This window comes from Leclercia adecarboxylata, from assembly GCF_006171285.1.
Lineage (GTDB): Bacteria > Pseudomonadota > Gammaproteobacteria > Enterobacterales > Enterobacteriaceae > Enterobacter > Enterobacter barmai.
Map to the genome: position 1 here is coordinate 3,377,320 of NZ_CP040889.1, position 15,204 is coordinate 3,392,523.

At 54.3% G+C, this 15,204-nt stretch carries 16 protein-coding genes; 7 read left to right on the forward strand and 9 right to left on the reverse strand.

Going from position 1 to position 15,204, the window contains the following annotated elements; all coding sequences use genetic code 11:
* Positions 1-40 precede the first annotated feature (40 nt).
* From FHN83_RS17845 to FHN83_RS17855, 3 genes are read right to left on the reverse strand one after another with little or no spacing between them, the layout of a single operon-like run.
* The gene (locus tag FHN83_RS17845; protein WP_139564541.1) at positions 41-583 is read right to left on the reverse strand and encodes a 1,2-dihydroxy-3-keto-5-methylthiopentene dioxygenase; all 543 of its coding nucleotides are present in this window, start codon (positions 581-583) and stop codon (positions 41-43) included.
* Positions 580-1,269, reverse strand: coding sequence for an acireductone synthase (mtnC, locus tag FHN83_RS17850; protein WP_039031384.1), 690 nt, complete (start codon positions 1,267-1,269; stop codon positions 580-582). Before mtnC ends, FHN83_RS17845 begins: the two co-directional genes overlap by 4 nt.
* Positions 1,266-1,880 (reverse strand): methylthioribulose 1-phosphate dehydratase, encoded by a 615-nt coding sequence (locus tag FHN83_RS17855; RefSeq protein WP_139564542.1) that lies wholly within the window; start codon positions 1,878-1,880, stop codon positions 1,266-1,268. Before FHN83_RS17855 ends, mtnC begins: the two co-directional genes overlap by 4 nt.
* A 124-nt stretch (positions 1,881-2,004) precedes the next feature.
* Here FHN83_RS17855 and FHN83_RS17860 point away from each other — a divergent pair, with 124 nt between their 5' ends.
* On the forward strand, positions 2,005-3,165 hold the full coding sequence (locus FHN83_RS17860; RefSeq protein ID WP_138369610.1) for a pyridoxal phosphate-dependent aminotransferase: 1,161 nt from the start codon (positions 2,005-2,007) through the stop codon (positions 3,163-3,165).
* A 64-nt stretch (positions 3,166-3,229) separates the two neighbouring features.
* Here the strand turns inward: FHN83_RS17860 and citR are convergent, their stop codons facing one another.
* Positions 3,230-4,126 carry a DNA-binding transcriptional repressor CitR gene (gene citR, locus FHN83_RS17865; protein ID WP_139564543.1) on the reverse strand — a complete coding sequence of 299 codons (897 nt, stop codon included), beginning with the start codon at positions 4,124-4,126 and terminating at the stop codon, positions 3,230-3,232.
* A gap of 688 nt (positions 4,127-4,814) precedes the next feature.
* On the opposite strand from citR, the gene ahpC reads away from it, so the two are divergent.
* Together ahpC and ahpF are read left to right on the forward strand one after the other, a co-directional pair.
* Positions 4,815-5,378 carry an alkyl hydroperoxide reductase subunit C gene (gene ahpC, locus FHN83_RS17870; RefSeq protein ID WP_032617008.1) on the forward strand — a complete coding sequence of 188 codons (564 nt, stop codon included), beginning with the start codon at positions 4,815-4,817 and terminating at the stop codon, positions 5,376-5,378.
* 161 nt (positions 5,379-5,539) lie between these two features.
* Positions 5,540-7,105, forward strand: coding sequence for an alkyl hydroperoxide reductase subunit F (gene ahpF / locus FHN83_RS17875; RefSeq protein ID WP_139564544.1), 1,566 nt, complete (start codon positions 5,540-5,542; stop codon positions 7,103-7,105).
* A gap of 57 nt (positions 7,106-7,162) precedes the next feature.
* Here the strand turns inward: ahpF and uspG are convergent, their stop codons facing one another.
* Positions 7,163-7,591, reverse strand: a complete 429-nt coding sequence (gene uspG, locus FHN83_RS17880; RefSeq protein ID WP_138369607.1) for a universal stress protein UspG — start codon at positions 7,589-7,591, stop codon at positions 7,163-7,165.
* A 224-nt stretch (positions 7,592-7,815) separates the two neighbouring features.
* Between uspG and FHN83_RS17885 the strand changes: the two genes are divergently transcribed.
* Positions 7,816-9,057 carry a zinc-dependent alcohol dehydrogenase gene (locus FHN83_RS17885; RefSeq protein ID WP_039031378.1) on the forward strand — a complete coding sequence of 414 codons (1,242 nt, stop codon included), beginning with the start codon at positions 7,816-7,818 and terminating at the stop codon, positions 9,055-9,057.
* Positions 9,058-9,127: 70 nt separating this feature from the next.
* Here the strand turns inward: FHN83_RS17885 and rnk are convergent, their stop codons facing one another.
* Positions 9,128-9,538 carry a nucleoside diphosphate kinase regulator gene (gene rnk, locus FHN83_RS17890; RefSeq protein ID WP_039031377.1) on the reverse strand — a complete coding sequence of 137 codons (411 nt, stop codon included), beginning with the start codon at positions 9,536-9,538 and terminating at the stop codon, positions 9,128-9,130.
* 410 nt (positions 9,539-9,948) lie between these two features.
* Here rnk and FHN83_RS17895 point away from each other — a divergent pair, with 410 nt between their 5' ends.
* Positions 9,949-10,569 carry a flavin reductase family protein gene (locus FHN83_RS17895; protein ID WP_138369606.1) on the forward strand — a complete coding sequence of 207 codons (621 nt, stop codon included), beginning with the start codon at positions 9,949-9,951 and terminating at the stop codon, positions 10,567-10,569.
* Between the two features lie 4 nt (positions 10,570-10,573).
* Here FHN83_RS17895 and rna read toward each other — a convergent pair whose 3' ends face one another.
* The gene (rna, locus tag FHN83_RS17900; RefSeq protein ID WP_138369605.1) at positions 10,574-11,383 is read right to left on the reverse strand and encodes a ribonuclease I; all 810 of its coding nucleotides are present in this window, start codon (positions 11,381-11,383) and stop codon (positions 10,574-10,576) included.
* A gap of 88 nt (positions 11,384-11,471) precedes the next feature.
* Positions 11,472-12,845, reverse strand: coding sequence for an anaerobic C4-dicarboxylate transporter DcuC (gene dcuC / locus FHN83_RS17905; protein WP_139564545.1), 1,374 nt, complete (start codon positions 12,843-12,845; stop codon positions 11,472-11,474).
* Positions 12,846-13,581: 736 nt separating this feature from the next.
* On the opposite strand from dcuC, the gene pagP reads away from it, so the two are divergent.
* Together pagP and cspE are read left to right on the forward strand one after the other, a co-directional pair.
* Positions 13,582-14,157, forward strand: coding sequence for a lipid IV(A) palmitoyltransferase PagP (pagP, locus tag FHN83_RS17910; protein ID WP_251929718.1), 576 nt, complete (start codon positions 13,582-13,584; stop codon positions 14,155-14,157).
* 190 nt (positions 14,158-14,347) lie between these two features.
* Complete coding sequence (gene cspE / locus FHN83_RS17915; RefSeq protein WP_002439184.1) at positions 14,348-14,557, forward strand: transcription antiterminator/RNA stability regulator CspE; 210 nt, start codon at positions 14,348-14,350, stop codon at positions 14,555-14,557.
* A 219-nt stretch (positions 14,558-14,776) separates the two neighbouring features.
* Here the strand turns inward: cspE and crcB are convergent, their stop codons facing one another.
* A complete protein-coding gene (gene crcB, locus FHN83_RS17920; RefSeq protein WP_039031372.1) occupies positions 14,777-15,160 on the reverse strand; it encodes a fluoride efflux transporter CrcB in 384 nt (127 codons plus the stop codon).
* Positions 15,161-15,204: the final 44 nt, after the last annotated feature.

Below are 15,204 nucleotides of genomic sequence, written 5' to 3' on the forward strand. Positions count from 1 at the left end.
AGGCCCGTGCAAGCGCAGCGCCGCCGGGCATGGCACGTTGCTAGGGCAACCTTGGATACGCATCCGCAATGGCGTCGCCCGTAAACTGCGCCACCCAGCCTTCGGGGTTATCGAAGATGCGAATGGCGGTAAAGTTCGGCTCGGAACCCATATCAAACCAGTGCGGCGTCCCGGCGGGAACGGAGATCAGGTCGTTTTTCTCGCATAAAACCTGATAAACCTGGTCGTCAATGTGAAGGCAGAACAGCCCGGCACCTTCCACAAAGAAACGCACTTCATCTTCGCCGTGGGTGTGTTCATTAAGAAACTTCGCACGCAGGGCCTCTTTTTGCGGGTTATCCGCACGCAGGCTGATCACGTCCCAGCTCTGATAGCCCTTTTCCGCCACCAGCTTGTCGATGGCGTGCTGGTAAGCATTAATCACCGCCTCTGGCGCCGGATCGCGGCCTAAGTCACGGTCGGCTTCCCAGCGCTCAAAGCGGACGCCACGGGCGTTAAGCTGTTGTGCGATGGCGTCGGCATCAGTGCTTTGCCACTGCGGCTGGCTGGCTTCTTTATCGGAAAAAATAGTCAATGCGCTCATGAAGGGATCTGCTCCGGATTGATGTCGTCAAATTGATGCACCTGGTGATGGTGGCTGGCACCGTCATCATCGCCGCGAATCAGCTGCAGGGTACGAAAGCCGGCCTGTTCAGCGGCGTCCAGCTCCTGGTGAATATCCGACAGGAACAGGATCTGCGAGGGCGCGACGTTAATCTGGGCCGCAATGTTCTGATAAGACTGCACCTCGCGCTTGGCACCCACGTGGGTATCAAAGTAGCCGCTGAACAGATGAGTAATATCACCTTCGTCGCTGTAGCCAAATAACAGTTTCTGCGCCGCCACGGAGCCGGAGGAATAAACATAGAGATCAATACCCTGCGCTTTCCATTTTTCAAGGGAAGGCAGAACGTCCGGATAGAGATGGCCGGTGAAGTCGCCGTTGAGGTAGCCCTCCTGCCAGATGATCCCCTGCAGCGCTTTCAGCGCCGTGGATTTGCGATCTTCGTCCATAAACGCAAACAGGGTGTCAATCAGTTCGCGGGTGCTGGCCTGCGGCGCGGCAATCTCTTCACGCAGGTTGTCCAGAATGGTGTTGACCGGCTCGGCATACTGCTGCGCATTAACAAACGCGGCCAGCCGCTCGCGCGCGTAGGGGAACAGGACATTATGGACAAAACGAATATCGCTGGTGGTGCCTTCAATATCCGTCACAATCGCGCGAATCATACTCTCTCCAGTTGTCGTAAACGCATCTCGCACTCGAACAGGAATTCGAGGCCTTCAAGATGACGCCGGGCTTCTGCCACGTCGCGTCCCCAGCAGGTTAAGCCATGACCGCGCAGAAGAAAACCATAATTCAGCGGGCGCTCCCGGGCGTAATGGGCGATACGCGACGCCAGCGCGTCGATATCCTGGTCGTTATCAAAGAGGGCTACCGGGACGGTATCCAGATGCGTGGTCTGTCCGCTGAGCGATTTTTGCATCTCAAAGCCGCTAATGTGTAGTTCAGGCCCTGTGACCAGTCGTGACAGCACCGTCGCGTTGACCGTGTGAACGTGCAGCACCGCGTTTGCGTCCGGGAAGAGGCGATAGACCAGAGTATGCAGACCGGTTTCGGCGGAGGGTTTTCGCCCGGAGGGGGCGCGGTTGGTGGCAATTTCAACCTGCAGGAAATCAGCGGTCGTCAGGCTGCCTTTGTCTTTACCGGATTCGCTGAGCCAGCACCAGGTGTCGTCCTGGCGTATGGACATATTGCCGCCGGTGGCGGGGGCCCAGCCTTTTGCGCCGATCCAGTGGCAGGCTTCGACCAGGGCGGTGAGTTGCAGGTTGTCTGTCATCTTCCTTCTTACCTCTTCGGCCAGGAATATCATTATGGTTTAGACGTCTAAGCGTCTTGATTGCCAAATACTAGCATCGTGTTATAGTGGCAGCAACATTTGTGTTACATACAGGCCCGTCGAAATGAGTAATAACCCACTGATTCCACAGAGCAAACTCCCCGGTCTCGGCACCACCATCTTTACGCAGATGAGCGCTCTGGCGCAGCAGTTTAACGCCATCAATCTGTCGCAAGGTTTTCCCGATTTCGATGGGCCAGAGTATCTCCAGCAACGGCTGGCTTACCATGTGGCGAACGGCGCAAACCAGTATGCGCCGATGACCGGCGTGCAGCCTCTGCGTGAGGCGATTGCCGACAAAACCGCGGAGCTGTATGGCTACAAACCGGATGCCAACAGCGACATCACCGTCACCGCTGGCGCAACCGAAGCCCTGTACGCCGCCATTACGGCGCTGGTGCGCTCGGGCGATGAGGTGATCTGCTTTGAACCCAGCTACGACAGCTATGCCCCGGCGATTGAGCTGTCGGGTGGCGTAGTGAAACGTGTGGCGCTGCAGCCGCCGCATTTCCGCCCGGACTGGCAGGCCTTTGCAGCGCTGCTTGGCGAGAAAACCCGGCTGGTGATCCTCAACACCCCGCATAATCCGTCGGCAACCGTCTGGCAGCAGGCTGATTTCGCCGCCCTCTGGCAGGCCATTGCGGAGCGTGAAATTTATGTCCTGAGCGATGAAGTGTATGAGCACATCTGCTTTGCCGACGCGGGGCATGCCAGCGTGCTGGCCCATCCGCAGCTGCGGGAGCGGGCCGTAGCTGTGTCATCGTTTGGCAAAACCTTTCACATGACCGGCTGGAAAGTGGGGTACTGCGTGGCGCCTGCGGCCATCAGCGCCGAGTTGCGCAAGGTGCATCAGTTTCTGACGTTCGCCGTCAATACCCCGGCCCAGCTGGCCATTGCTGATATGCTGCGCAACCAGCCGGAACATTACCGCGAGCTGCCGGACTTCTATCGTGCACGCCGGGATCGCTTTATCGACGCACTGAGCGACAGTCGTCTGGAGATCCTGCCCTGTGAAGGCACCTACTTCCTGCTGGCGGACTACAGCGCGATTTCCGATCTGGACGACGTCAGTTTTTGCCAGTGGTTAACCAAAGAGGTGGGGGTAGCGGCGATCCCGTTATCGGTGTTCTGTGCCGATCCGTTCCCGCACAAGCTGATTCGCCTCTGCTTTGCCAAGCAGGAAGCCACGCTGCTGGCGGCGGCGGAGCGGTTAAACGCGCTTTAAAAACAGGATGGGAGGCTGAACATTCAGGTTGTTATTTACTTCAACCGGAATGTTCAGCAATTATTTAATTTATTACCGACTTTATAAACTGGGCAAAGATATCGCTATTAAGCGCCGTTTTGTTATAGAGCATGTATAAATTTGCGGTAGGCAGTTCAATCGGCGTATCGAATTTCCGGATATTCATCGTATGACGGTATTGCTCATAGGTGCTTTCCGGCAATATTCCAATTAAATTTGACGAACTTATTATCGATATTAAGGAAATAAAGGAGTCGCTGCGAAATGCAATGCTTCTGTTCGGCATGACCCGGTCAGCAATCGCATGAAATTCTCTTACCCCTGGTTTATCGCTGATCAGCTGGGTGAACTTTTCATTTTGCATCTCCTCAATCGTTGCGCTCTCGCCAAGGCGCGGGTGATCGTTGCGACACACATAGATAAATTTCATCGTCTTAAAATGGGTGCAAACAACCGAGTGATTTTCTATTGGGGTGAAGTTAAATATCAGGTCTGCTTTTCTGTAGGCCAGTAAATCTTCAGCGCTTTCTCCTGATAACAACACATCCTGCAACTCAACGGTATAGTTGTACTCTTCCATCAGCGAAAGTACCGGGTTCAGTATGTTATGCGGCGTCAGGATCTGCGGGCAAAAGATATGAATCTTCTTTTTCAGCCCGGGCATGTTCATCATGTTAATGGTCTGCTCAATCTGGTTGAGGTTTTGCTCCAGATGCAAATGCAGATTGATACCTACCGTGGTAGGCGTAATGCCTTTACCTGACCGGATGAACAGCGGATCGTTAATCTGATTACGCAGTCGTTGTAACGACTGGCTGACGGCAGAAGGGGTGATAAAAAGCGTTTCTGCTGCCTTGCTGATACTCAGGTGCTGATAGATGCACTCAAATATAACCAACAGATTAAGGTCAAACTTTTTAAGATCGTAGAGATTAGCCATGTTTCATCCTGAGTAGACTTTTTGTTACTGCGGTTATATACACAATGATTATAGAAGTTAGTTAGCCATTCACCATCCATTTGATCGGATAACTTAACTGAATTTAAATTCTGACTTAATATATCATGGCTGTAGATTAATGAAATAAAGGCTACGCATTTATTGGAATAAATTTATCTGCGAAACGCTGGCGGAAGTATTGAATTTCTCCCACCCGCCTGGTATTAACGCGATCCCATCATAGTGTTCGATGGTTCTTTATCGGCAAGTCCGACCACCTGCTGTCATTCCTGCTGAACGATCATGTAACAGATTGCCGGGCGAACGTCTGAATTCTTTATAAAACAACGGCAAAGCTGTGATTAGATAAAACCTATCGCAGCCATAGATATTACAACGGCTTTGCCAATTGCCCTTTGGTGGGGTGGGTGGTGTAATCCACTTCGCTGTTACGACCTTGCTAAAGGTGATGTAGAGCGCAACACATCGCCAGCTTTGGCTGGCACCGAAGAGCCCCTGGGTTAGTCGGGTATCAGGGCCGCCGTCAGGCGGCCTTTTTACTTTGGTCCATCAGGGTTTCGTAAAACGTTGTTAGGTATTGCTGATTGATTTGATACGGCAAACGCATTAGCCGGTTTGCTTAAAGTTGGTTACCTTAGCTCTCAACGAAAACACGGAGGAAGTACAGATGTCTTTAATCAACACCAAAATTAAACCTTTCAAAAACCAGGCGTTCAAAAACGGTGATTTCGTAGAAATCACTGAGAAAGACACCGAAGGCCGCTGGAGCGTGTTCTTCTTCTATCCAGCAGACTTCACTTTCGTTTGCCCGACCGAACTGGGTGACGTTGCAGATCACTACGAAGAACTGCAGAAGCTGGGCGTGGACGTTTACTCTGTCTCTACCGACACCCACTTCACCCACAAAGCATGGCACAGCAGCTCAGAAACCATCGCGAAAATTAAATACGCGATGATCGGTGACCCGACTGGCGCCCTGACCCGTAACTTTGAAAACATGCGTGAAGACGAAGGTCTGGCCGATCGTGGCACCTTTATCGTTGACCCGCAGGGCATTATCCAGGCCATCGAAGTTACCGCTGAAGGTATTGGCCGTGACGCATCCGACCTGCTGCGCAAAATCAAAGCGGCTCAGTACGTTGCTTCTCACCCAGGCGAAGTATGCCCGGCGAAATGGAAAGAAGGCGACGCGACTCTGGCTCCATCCCTGGACCTGGTTGGCAAGATCTAAATCTGTAAAGCCCGGCGGCGCTGCGCTTGCACGGGCCTACCGATTCGCTTTTAACGGGTGCGTCGCACCCGTTATTCCCTCAACACCATGATGCAAGTTGCATTCAGGCAGCCCGGATAAGGCCGCTTGCATGATGATGTTTTTTAAGCAGGAGATGAATAATGCTCGACACAAATATGAAAACCCAGCTCAAAGCCTACCTTGAGAAGCTGACCAAACCTGTTGAGCTGATTGCCACGCTGGATGACAGCGCTAAATCGGCAGAAATCAAGGAACTGCTGGCGGAAATCGCCGACCTGTCTGAAAAGGTCACTTTCAAGGAAGATAACGGTCTTGCCGTGCGCAAACCCTCTTTCCTGATCACTAACCCAGGCTCCACTCAGGGTCCGCGCTTTGCCGGTTCCCCGCTGGGCCACGAATTTACCTCACTGGTGCTGGCACTGCTGTGGACCGGTGGCCATCCGTCGAAGGAGACGCAGGAAATGCTTGCGCAGATCCGCGACCTGGACGGGGATTTTGAGTTCGAAACCTACTACTCGCTCTCATGCCATAACTGCCCGGACGTGGTGCAGGCGCTGAACCTGATGGCGGTACTGAACCCGCGCATCAAACACACCGCTATCGACGGCGGCGTGTTCCAGAACGAAATCACCGATCGCAACGTGATGGGCGTTCCGGCGGTCTTTGTGAACGGTAAAGAGTTTGGTCAGGGTCGTATGACGCTGGCAGAAATCGTCGCCAAAGTGGATACCGGCGCAGAAAAACGTGCCGCAGAAGAGCTGAACAAGCGTGATGCCTATGACGTGCTGATCGTCGGTTCTGGTCCTGCGGGGGCGGCGGCTGCGGTTTACTCCGCCCGTAAAGGTATTCGCACCGGTCTGATGGGCGAGCGCTTTGGCGGTCAGGTACTGGATACGGTGGACATTGAAAACTACATCTCCGTACCGAAAACCGAAGGCCAGAAACTGGCTGGCGCCCTGAAAGCGCACGTCAGCGAATATGAAGTGGATGTGATCGACAGCCAGAGCGCCAGCAAACTGGTGCCTGCGGCGCAGGAAGGCGGCTTCCATCAGGTTGAAACCGCGTCTGGCGCAGTGCTGAAAGCGCGCAGCGTGATCATTGCCACCGGCGCCAAATGGCGCAATATGAACGTGCCTGGTGAAGATCAGTATCGCACCAAAGGGGTGACCTACTGCCCGCACTGCGACGGCCCGCTGTTTAAAGGCAAGCGCGTGGCGGTCATCGGTGGGGGCAACTCGGGTGTGGAAGCGGCTATCGACCTCGCCGGTATCGTTGAGCACGTCACGCTGCTGGAGTTTGCGCCGGAGATGAAGGCCGATCGGGTCCTGCAGGATAAAGTACGCAGCCTGAAGAACGTCGATATCATCCTGAACGCGCAGACGACCGAAGTGAAAGGCGACGGCAGCAAAGTGACCGGGCTTGAGTACCGCGACCGCGTGAGCGGCGATGTGCACAGTGTGCCACTGGCCGGGATCTTCGTACAGATTGGTCTGCTGCCAAACACCACCTGGCTGGAAGGCGCGATTGAGCGCAACCGCATGGGCGAGATCATCATTGATGCCAAATGTGAAACCAGCGTGAAGGGCGTATTTGCGGCGGGCGACTGCACCACCGTGCCGTACAAACAAATTATCATCGCTACCGGCGAAGGGGCGAAAGCGTCACTGAGCGCCTTTGATCATCTGATTCGTACCAAAACAGCATAAGAACGTAAGACAACACCTGCAATGTGAAGAGGCTACCCTGGGGTAGCCTCTTTTTTTTTATCTCACCACCAGCACCGGAATGTAGGCGTGGCGGATGACGTTAGAGGCGTTCGAGCCCAGCAGATGGGTGGAGATGGACGGGTTACGTGACCCGATCACCACGATATCGGCTTTCAGCTCGCTGGCCACCTCGTTGACCACGTCGCGCACGTTACCAAAACAGACATGGGTGCGGATCCGTGAGGGATCGATGCTGAAATGGCTGACCATGGTCTGCAGCCGGGTCTTCGCTTCCTGCTCGATATGTTCTTCGAAGCGGCGCATATCGGCGGCGAAGCGATGCAACCCGAAGGTGGCAGAGCCCGGTAATACATGCAGTAAGTGAATAATGCCATCCTGCTGCGCGAGGAATTCAGCGTGGCGAATCGCCTTGTCGCTCAACTCCATCTCAAAAACATCCACCGGCATAATAATCGTCTGGTACATACCCGTTTCTCCCTGTTATTTACGCTTAATCCATTCAAACACAAAATATAAATAGATTCTGATACCTCGGTGACACTTTTTAATATCGCTTCGTTTGCTGGCGTTTTGCCGCATCGCTTCCTTGCCAGGATTATTCCCAAAGCCGCCCATTTCCCCTGTATATCCCCGGCGATAGCTACCCTTTGAAGGTAAACCCGTCTTTTTTCTCTGAAACCGGAGGTCAAATGAAAGCATTGACGTACCACGGTCCACACAGCGTTAAAGTTGAAACGGTACCCGATCCGGCCATCGAACAGGCTGATGATATCATTCTGCGCATCACCGCAACCGCGATCTGCGGTTCTGACCTGCACCTCTATCGCGGGAAGATACCGAAGGTAAAACATGGCGATATCTTCGGGCATGAATTTATGGGCGAAGTGGTGGAGACCGGACGAGAGGTCAAAAACCTGAGCAAGGGCGACCGGGTGGTGATCCCCTTTGTTATTGCCTGCGGCGACTGTTTCTTCTGCCGCATGCAGCAGTATGCCGCCTGTGAAAGCACTAACACCGGGCAGGGCGCGGCCCTGAACAAAAAGCAGATCCCGGCTCCGGCGGCGCTGTTTGGCTACAGCCATCTGTATGGCGGGGTGCCCGGCGGCCAGGCGGAGTATGTCCGCGTGCCAAAAGGCAACGTTGGCCCCTTTAAAGTGCCGCCGGTGCTTTCAGACGATAAAGCGCTGTTCCTCTCCGACATCCTGCCTACCGCCTGGCAGGCGGCCAAAAATGCCCAGATCACCCGGGGCAGCAGCGTGGCGGTATTTGGTGCCGGGCCGGTGGGGCTGTTGACCCTTGCCTGCGCGCGCTACCTGGGCGCCGAGCAGCTGTTTATTGTCGATCACCACGATTACCGGCTGCGTTTCGCCGAGATGCGTTACGGCGCTATCCCCATCAACTTTGATCGCGACGAAGACCCCGCCGAGAAAATCATCGAGCAGACCGCCGGAAATCGCGGCGTGGACGCGGTGATCGACGCGGTAGGCTTTGAGGCGAAAGGGAGCACCACGGAAACGGTATTAACCAATCTCAAGCTCGAGGGCAGCAGCGGCAAGGCCCTGCGGCAGTGTATCGCGGCGGTGCGGCGCGGTGGGATTGTCAGCGTGCCGGGCGTCTATGCCGGCTTTATTCACGGTTTTCTGTTTGGCGATGCCTTCGACAAAGGGCTCACCTTCAAGATGGGGCAAACCAACGTTCACGCCTGGCTTGGCGAGCTGTTGCCGTTAATTGAGAAAGGGCTGCTGAAACCCGAAGAGATCGTTACCCACTATATGCCGTTTGAAGAGGCGGCTCGCGGCTACGAGATCTTTGAAAAACGTCAGGAGGATTGCCGGAAAATCATTCTGGTGCCCGGTGCGCAAAGCGCGGAAGCGGCAAAAGATCGGGTTACAGGACTGGTTAACCCTGTGCCTGGGGACACGCTTTTGTAATGAAAGAGAACGGAAAGAGGATGCCCGGGCATCCTCTGGGTAAAGCGCTTAAACGCTTATTCAGATGGGATTAGCGCAGGTATTCGCCCGCCGCTTCAGGCTGCCAGAGCAGTTCCAGCACCTCCAGATGCGTGGCGGTACCGCCCGGCAGCTCCCAGTGGATGGTATCGCCGGTACGCAGTCCAATCAACGCGGCACCCACCGGCGCCAGCACCGACAGCTGCGTGCTGCTGTCGGTCATCTGCGCCGGGTAAACCAGCGTGCGGGTGCGCACTTCGCCGTTGGTCAGATCGCGAAACTTCACCTTGCTGTTCATGGTCACCACGTCGGACGGCATGTCCTGCGGAGCGCACATCTGGGCGCGATCCAGTTCTGCGTTCAGGGCATCCGCAATGGGCAGCGATGCAAAGGCCGGTTGCTCCAGCAGGCGGTCGATACGTTCAGCATCGAGTTCGTTAATGATAATTGTGGGTCTGGACATTATTTACTCCATGTCGTTAATGCTGCGACAGCCGCAGAAGAGATGCCAAAAGAAAACCCTCGCCATCCGGTAGCGAGGGTTTAACTACCCCTGATAATACTGAGTCTGCGCCCGGGTTTGAAGTGATGGTTGTCACATTCATGGCGTGGATGTAGTCCGGGGGCATCAGCTGGGTCGATAGTATGAAATTCAAGCGAAAAAAGTGATCCTTCTGAAATTTGGATTATCCTTCTAATGCGCAGGTTATGTAGCGTGACACACCCATAACAGCAGAACAACGAAGACTGTAGCACCTAATTCATTCTTACTTTTCTACGGATTGCGTTACGCTGATCCTCTTGGGGCAGGGGGATGAGCGAAGCGTAATCCGTGCCTGCCGGTGTGAAACATGAATCTGACCAGAGAGCGCTATGTACTTCTACCAACCTTCCCAGGGACACGGCCTGCCGCACGATCCTTTAAACGCCATTGTTGGTCCACGTCCGATTGGCTGGATTGCGTCATGCGATCCTGAAGGACGCCCCAATCTGGCGCCTTACAGCTTTTTCAACTGTTTTAACTACCACCCGCCAATCATTGGCTTTGCCAGCTCGGGCTGGAAAGACAGCGTGCGCAATATTGTCGAGACCAAAGAGTTTGTCTGGAATCTCACTACCCGCGATCTGGCCAGCGCCATGAATGAGACCTCGGCCAGCCTGCAGCACGGTGAGGATGAGTTTCTGCGTGCCGGGCTGACCAAGGCGGAGAGCAGGTTGGTGAAGGTGCCGCGCGTTGCCGAAAGTCCGGTCAACTTTGAGTGCCGCCTGTCGCAGTGCATCCAGCTTACTGCCGCCAGCGGCGCGCCGGTCGATACCTGGCTGGTGCTGGGGGAAGTGGTGGGGATCCACATTGACGAAAGCCTGCTGCATGAGGGGATCTACCAGACGGCGAAAGCGCAGCCGGTGCTGCGCGCCGGTGGCCCGACGGCGTACTTCGCCATTAGCGAGGATCAACGCTTTGACCTGGTCCGCCCGGACGCGCGAAAAGGGTAAGGCCTCAGTAGCCGATTTTATCGATTACAAACTGTTTCCCGCAGTTGCCCGGATGCGGCTGCGGGGCAAATGAGGCTGTGGCCAGCGGGGCGTTGATGCTGGCCGCGGTGAGCGACATCTGCATCTCCGTGAGATACGCCGGGTTGCCGCTGCAGCTGAGCTTAACGGCTTTGACCGTGGCGGGCCCCCAGCTCCTGGCGACCGCGGCATCGAAGGCGCTGCGGGTGACGGTTTTGCCGTAGTTCTCTGCGAGGAACTGCCCCAGCGGGCTGGCTTTCACTTCCTGGTTCATGCGCACCATGGTGCCGAAATAGGCGTCCGGATCGAAGCCGAAGCAGACCCCGTGTTTGGCATATTCGTAACGCTCAAGGCAGGAGTTACCGCCTGCACCGGGCATCACCTCGTTCAGCTTAGCGGCCCCGGTCAACGACAGGCCGGTCTCTGCGGCGTCGCATTTACGGCTGGCTTTTGCCTCCGGCATATTCGGGATGGGGCGGGTTGCGCAGCCATAGCGCATCCAGCGACGATCGTCGACGCCGCGGGCCGCGATAGACTTCGGCAGGCCCGGCCACAGGCCATGCACGGTGAGGATGGTCGTTTTGTCGTCACGCTCTTTTTGCAGGCGGCACTCGTCCGGCGCTGCGCGGTTGCGGTCATGCAGGCTCTGGCAAAAACCAGACTGCCATGAGAGCGCCAGCACGTAGCGATCGAAATCTGCATATTGCGTCGCCTGAAGCGGGGCTGCCAGGGCTGGCAAAGCGCACAGCGCGACTGCGGTTGCGCTGACAGGCAAAACGAAATCCTTTCTGAACATGTCAATTCCTGATGGTTGTAAGCAAAATATTGCTGGGAGTTATTAAAGCACAAAAAGCGCCCGCAGGCGCTTTATGCTGTGGGCAGACTTAGCCTACCGCGGTGCCAGGCACCAGTACTTCAGTGGCAATAATGACGATGACCAGCCCAACCAGCACCGGAACAGAGGTGCGTTTCACCACTTCGAACGGCGAGATTTTTGCCATCCCGGCCACGGCTACGACCACGCCGGACACCGGGGAGATGGTACGGCCCAGGTTAGAGGCCTGCAGCATTGGGATGGTGAGATAGGCCGGGTTGATACCGGACGAGTGCGCCAGTTTCGGGATCATCTCCACAAAGGCATAGAATGGCGCGTTACCGGAGCCGGTGGTCATCGCCGCCAGCATGGTCAGCACCACCAGCACCATCATCAGGATAATGCTCGCTGAACCGAAAGAGGTGGCAATCGAGATCAGGCTCTGGATAAAGCCGATGGTGCTCAGCCCCTGGGCAAAGACCCCGGCCGCAACCAGCAGCATGACCACGCCAGCGAAGGCGTCCGCCATGCCTCGATAGGCCACTTCCAGGCCGCTAAAGACCTTCTGGGTATTGAAGACGCGCACAAATTCCAGCACCGCGGCAATCAGCATGCAGAGCACCAGGATGGTGATGATATGCAGCTCCGGGCCCCATTTGCCGTCGAAAATCAGCACCCCGATAATCGGTGTGAACGGCAGAATGGCATAGAAGGAAGGGGCGGTAGTGGTGATTTCGCTGACGTCGAGACGCTCGTGAGAGATGTTCTCTTTTTTATCGAGGTAGCGCTGCCAGAAGAAGTGCGCAATCGCCATGCCGATAATGGCGGCAATCGAGATCGGCAGGGTGGTTTTAAAGGCGAAATCGATCAGCGGCATCTCGGCGGCTTTGGCGGCCAGCACCACGTCACCGGAGGTAGGCGAGAGAATAATCGCCGCCGGAGAGGCACAAATAGCCGCTGCCGCACCGCGGCTGATCCCCACGTTAACCATCACCGGGAACAGGGTCGCCATCAGCAATACGCCCAGGCCGGTTGCCGACGAGACGGCCAGCGACATCAGACAGGCCACGAAATAGGCGGCAATCATCAGCAGGTAAGGGGAGTTGATATAGCTCAGCGGCTTCGAGGCCAGCTTGACCACCATATCGTTAGCGCCGATATGGGTCATATAGGCGGCAAACCCGCAGAGCATCATGATCATCATCCCCAGATCGCCACCGCGGCTCATCAGCAGGATTTTGATGTATTCAATAATGTCGGTCGCCGTGTAGCCGGTGCTGGTGGCGCTGGACGGCAGCACCTTGTGGCCCATCAGGGCGCTGACGATCAGCAGGGCAAGACCGCCGACAAACAGCACCCCGGTAGCGGAGTAACCTTTGATGATGTAGCGTGCGACGCCGACAATGACTATCACCCCGATCAGGAGCTCGATAAACGTTAGCATGGATCCCTCAGTTTCCCGCCGCCCCAGAGCGAAAGGATAAATAAACAATGAAAATAAGGTGACAAAATGTGCCGAAATAATGGCCCGGCCTCGCTGACTAAAATCAATAAATCTACTACTAAAGGGGCGTTCCTCCCGATTTTGCTACTGCTGCGCGATTTATCTGCGCTGGTTGGTCCTGTTGCGGGGCCTTTGTCGCTCGGTGCGGATGACCAGGGGACAGGCAGGGTATTGCGTTGCTGAAAATAGTGCTACTGACATAATAAAGATTATATTTGTGTTGGTTTAGCTGAGGTTTAAAATGTCCTGGATAAACGTGTCATGATGACGAGTTAATGTTTTGTTTTCCGCCGCATAAATTGTGAATTTATCGTGCTCAGAATGCATGGCAGAGTTCAGCATTATTATGCTGCTGTATTTAATAAAATGATGATTCATTGAAGAAAGCGATTTACACCTCCATGTCCATCTGCGGTAGTGCACAGCCGCCTCGATGCGCTAAGGCAGCGGTGGCGGGCCACCGGCAGTGGTGTTAGCTGTACTTTGCTGTATAAGTTGTTGCATCAACATAATATTTCTTAATCAGCGCTTAATTACTCCTTAAGCGTGTGTTGTATTACCAGGAGTATTCTTATCCATTCGAGTTAATAATTAAGATTTACGCCAATGCTGTCAGGTTTTCATTCATCTATTCTGTGCAAGAACACGCAGTGAATATGAGAATGGTAATTTTATTGTGAAATTTTTTAATAAGCCTGTCCTTATTTTTTCTTTTATTTTTGCTCAGTTACCTTTTTCTACTGCGGCAACGGCTAAAGACGTACCTCCTCTCAGAGCCTGGGTCAAAACTATCCACAACGATATGGTTGAAACCTGGGAAGAACCCCAGCATTACGATCTTTATGTACCCGCCATCACCTGGCATGCCCGCTTTGCTTACGACAAAGAGAAGACCGATCGCTACAACGAGCGTCCGTGGGGGGCTGGCTTCGGTCAGTCACGCTGGGATGAAAAAGGGAACTGGCACGGCCTTTACGCGATGGCGTTCAAAGACTCATACAATAAATGGGAGCCCATTGCAGGCTACGGCTGGGAGAAAACCTGGCGTCCGCTGGCCGATGACAACTTCCATGTGGGACTTGGCTTTACCGCCGCAGTGACGGCGCGCGATAACTGGAATTACATCCCCATTCCGCTTGCCCTGCCGCTGGCCTCCATAGGGTATGGTCCGGCGACCTTCCAGATGACCTACATCCCCGGAACCTATAACAACGGTAACGTTTACTTCGCCTGGATGCGGTTCCAGTTTTAACTGAAAAAACTTTACGTACTGGCGATTTAATAGCCAGTTGTTGAATCGTAAAGGATAAAAATTGGGGCGCAAAATTTAACGCGACTTTTGTCACTTTTCTTCAAAAAGGCGCTGGACAAAACCGCTCACAATTGTTGTACTGATACCCGACACAGCATTTGTGTCCAATTTTCATGTAAAGGTAATTTTGATGTCTAAGATTAAAGGTAACGTTAAGTGGTTTAATGAGTCCAAAGGATTCGGTTTCATTACTCCGGAAGATGGCAGCAAAGACGTGTTCGTACACTTCTCTGCAATCCAGAGCAATGGTTTCAAAACTCTGGCTGAAGGTCAGCGCGTTGAGTTTGAAATCACTAACGGTGCCAAAGGCCCTTCTGCTGCTAACGTAATCGCTCTGTAATTCAGACGAGACAGCCAGAATTTCAAAACCCGCTCATTGAGCGGGTTTTTTTCGTTTTGTCTTAGCTGAACAAGTACAGTCTCAAAAAGCTGGCAACGATCGCCAGGCTCAGCAATACCATCCCCGCGCTTGTTATTTTCTCTTTCATGGCGACACCCCTCAGTGTATGTGGTGACAGGGTGCCTGAGAAAAATTAAGCCAACATTAAGGCCTGGATATTTAATGCGCGTTAACCGCAGAAATTAACCAGAATGCGAGCGCGGTCATCATTAGCGAGCCCAGCAGGTTGACGGCGATGTTCAGCAGCGCCCATGCCGCCCGCCCATCCTGCAACAGAAACACCACTTCTGCTGAAAATGTCGAGAAGGTGGTCAGCCCGCCGCAGAAGCCGGTGGTGATCAATACTTTCCAGACCGGATCGATGTGAGTCATTCTGTTGAACCACGCCAGCCCCAGGCCAATAATAAATGCGCCCAGGAGATTGGCTGTCAGCGTGCCGAACGGGATCTGCTGATGAAGCGGATTAAAGCGCATGCTCAATAGCCAGCGCGCTACGCTTCCTGTGCCCCCACCGATAAAAACGGCTAAAAGTAGTTGAAACACGAACAATACCTGCTGTTTGATGTGTAAGGGCTATGAGTGTAACG

Coding starts and splice junctions, on each gene's coding strand:
- FHN83_RS17845 (WP_139564541.1), bottom strand. CDS start 583: ATGAGCGCATTGACTATTTTTTCCGATAAAGAAGCCAGCCAGCCGCAG.
- mtnC (WP_039031384.1), bottom strand. CDS start 1,269: ATGATTCGCGCGATTGTGACGGATATTGAAGGCACCACCAGCGATATT.
- FHN83_RS17855 (WP_139564542.1), bottom strand. CDS start 1,880: ATGACAGACAACCTGCAACTCACCGCCCTGGTCGAAGCCTGCCACTGG.
- FHN83_RS17860 (WP_138369610.1), top strand. CDS start 2,005: ATGAGTAATAACCCACTGATTCCACAGAGCAAACTCCCCGGTCTCGGC.
- citR (WP_139564543.1), bottom strand. CDS start 4,126: ATGGCTAATCTCTACGATCTTAAAAAGTTTGACCTTAATCTGTTGGTT.
- ahpC (WP_032617008.1), top strand. CDS start 4,815: ATGTCTTTAATCAACACCAAAATTAAACCTTTCAAAAACCAGGCGTTC.
- ahpF (WP_139564544.1), top strand. CDS start 5,540: ATGCTCGACACAAATATGAAAACCCAGCTCAAAGCCTACCTTGAGAAG.
- uspG (WP_138369607.1), bottom strand. CDS start 7,591: ATGTACCAGACGATTATTATGCCGGTGGATGTTTTTGAGATGGAGTTG.
- FHN83_RS17885 (WP_039031378.1), top strand. CDS start 7,816: ATGAAAGCATTGACGTACCACGGTCCACACAGCGTTAAAGTTGAAACG.
- rnk (WP_039031377.1), bottom strand. CDS start 9,538: ATGTCCAGACCCACAATTATCATTAACGAACTCGATGCTGAACGTATC.
- FHN83_RS17895 (WP_138369606.1), top strand. CDS start 9,949: ATGTACTTCTACCAACCTTCCCAGGGACACGGCCTGCCGCACGATCCT.
- rna (WP_138369605.1), bottom strand. CDS start 11,383: ATGTTCAGAAAGGATTTCGTTTTGCCTGTCAGCGCAACCGCAGTCGCG.
- dcuC (WP_139564545.1), bottom strand. CDS start 12,845: ATGCTAACGTTTATCGAGCTCCTGATCGGGGTGATAGTCATTGTCGGC.
- cspE (WP_002439184.1), top strand. CDS start 14,348: ATGTCTAAGATTAAAGGTAACGTTAAGTGGTTTAATGAGTCCAAAGGA.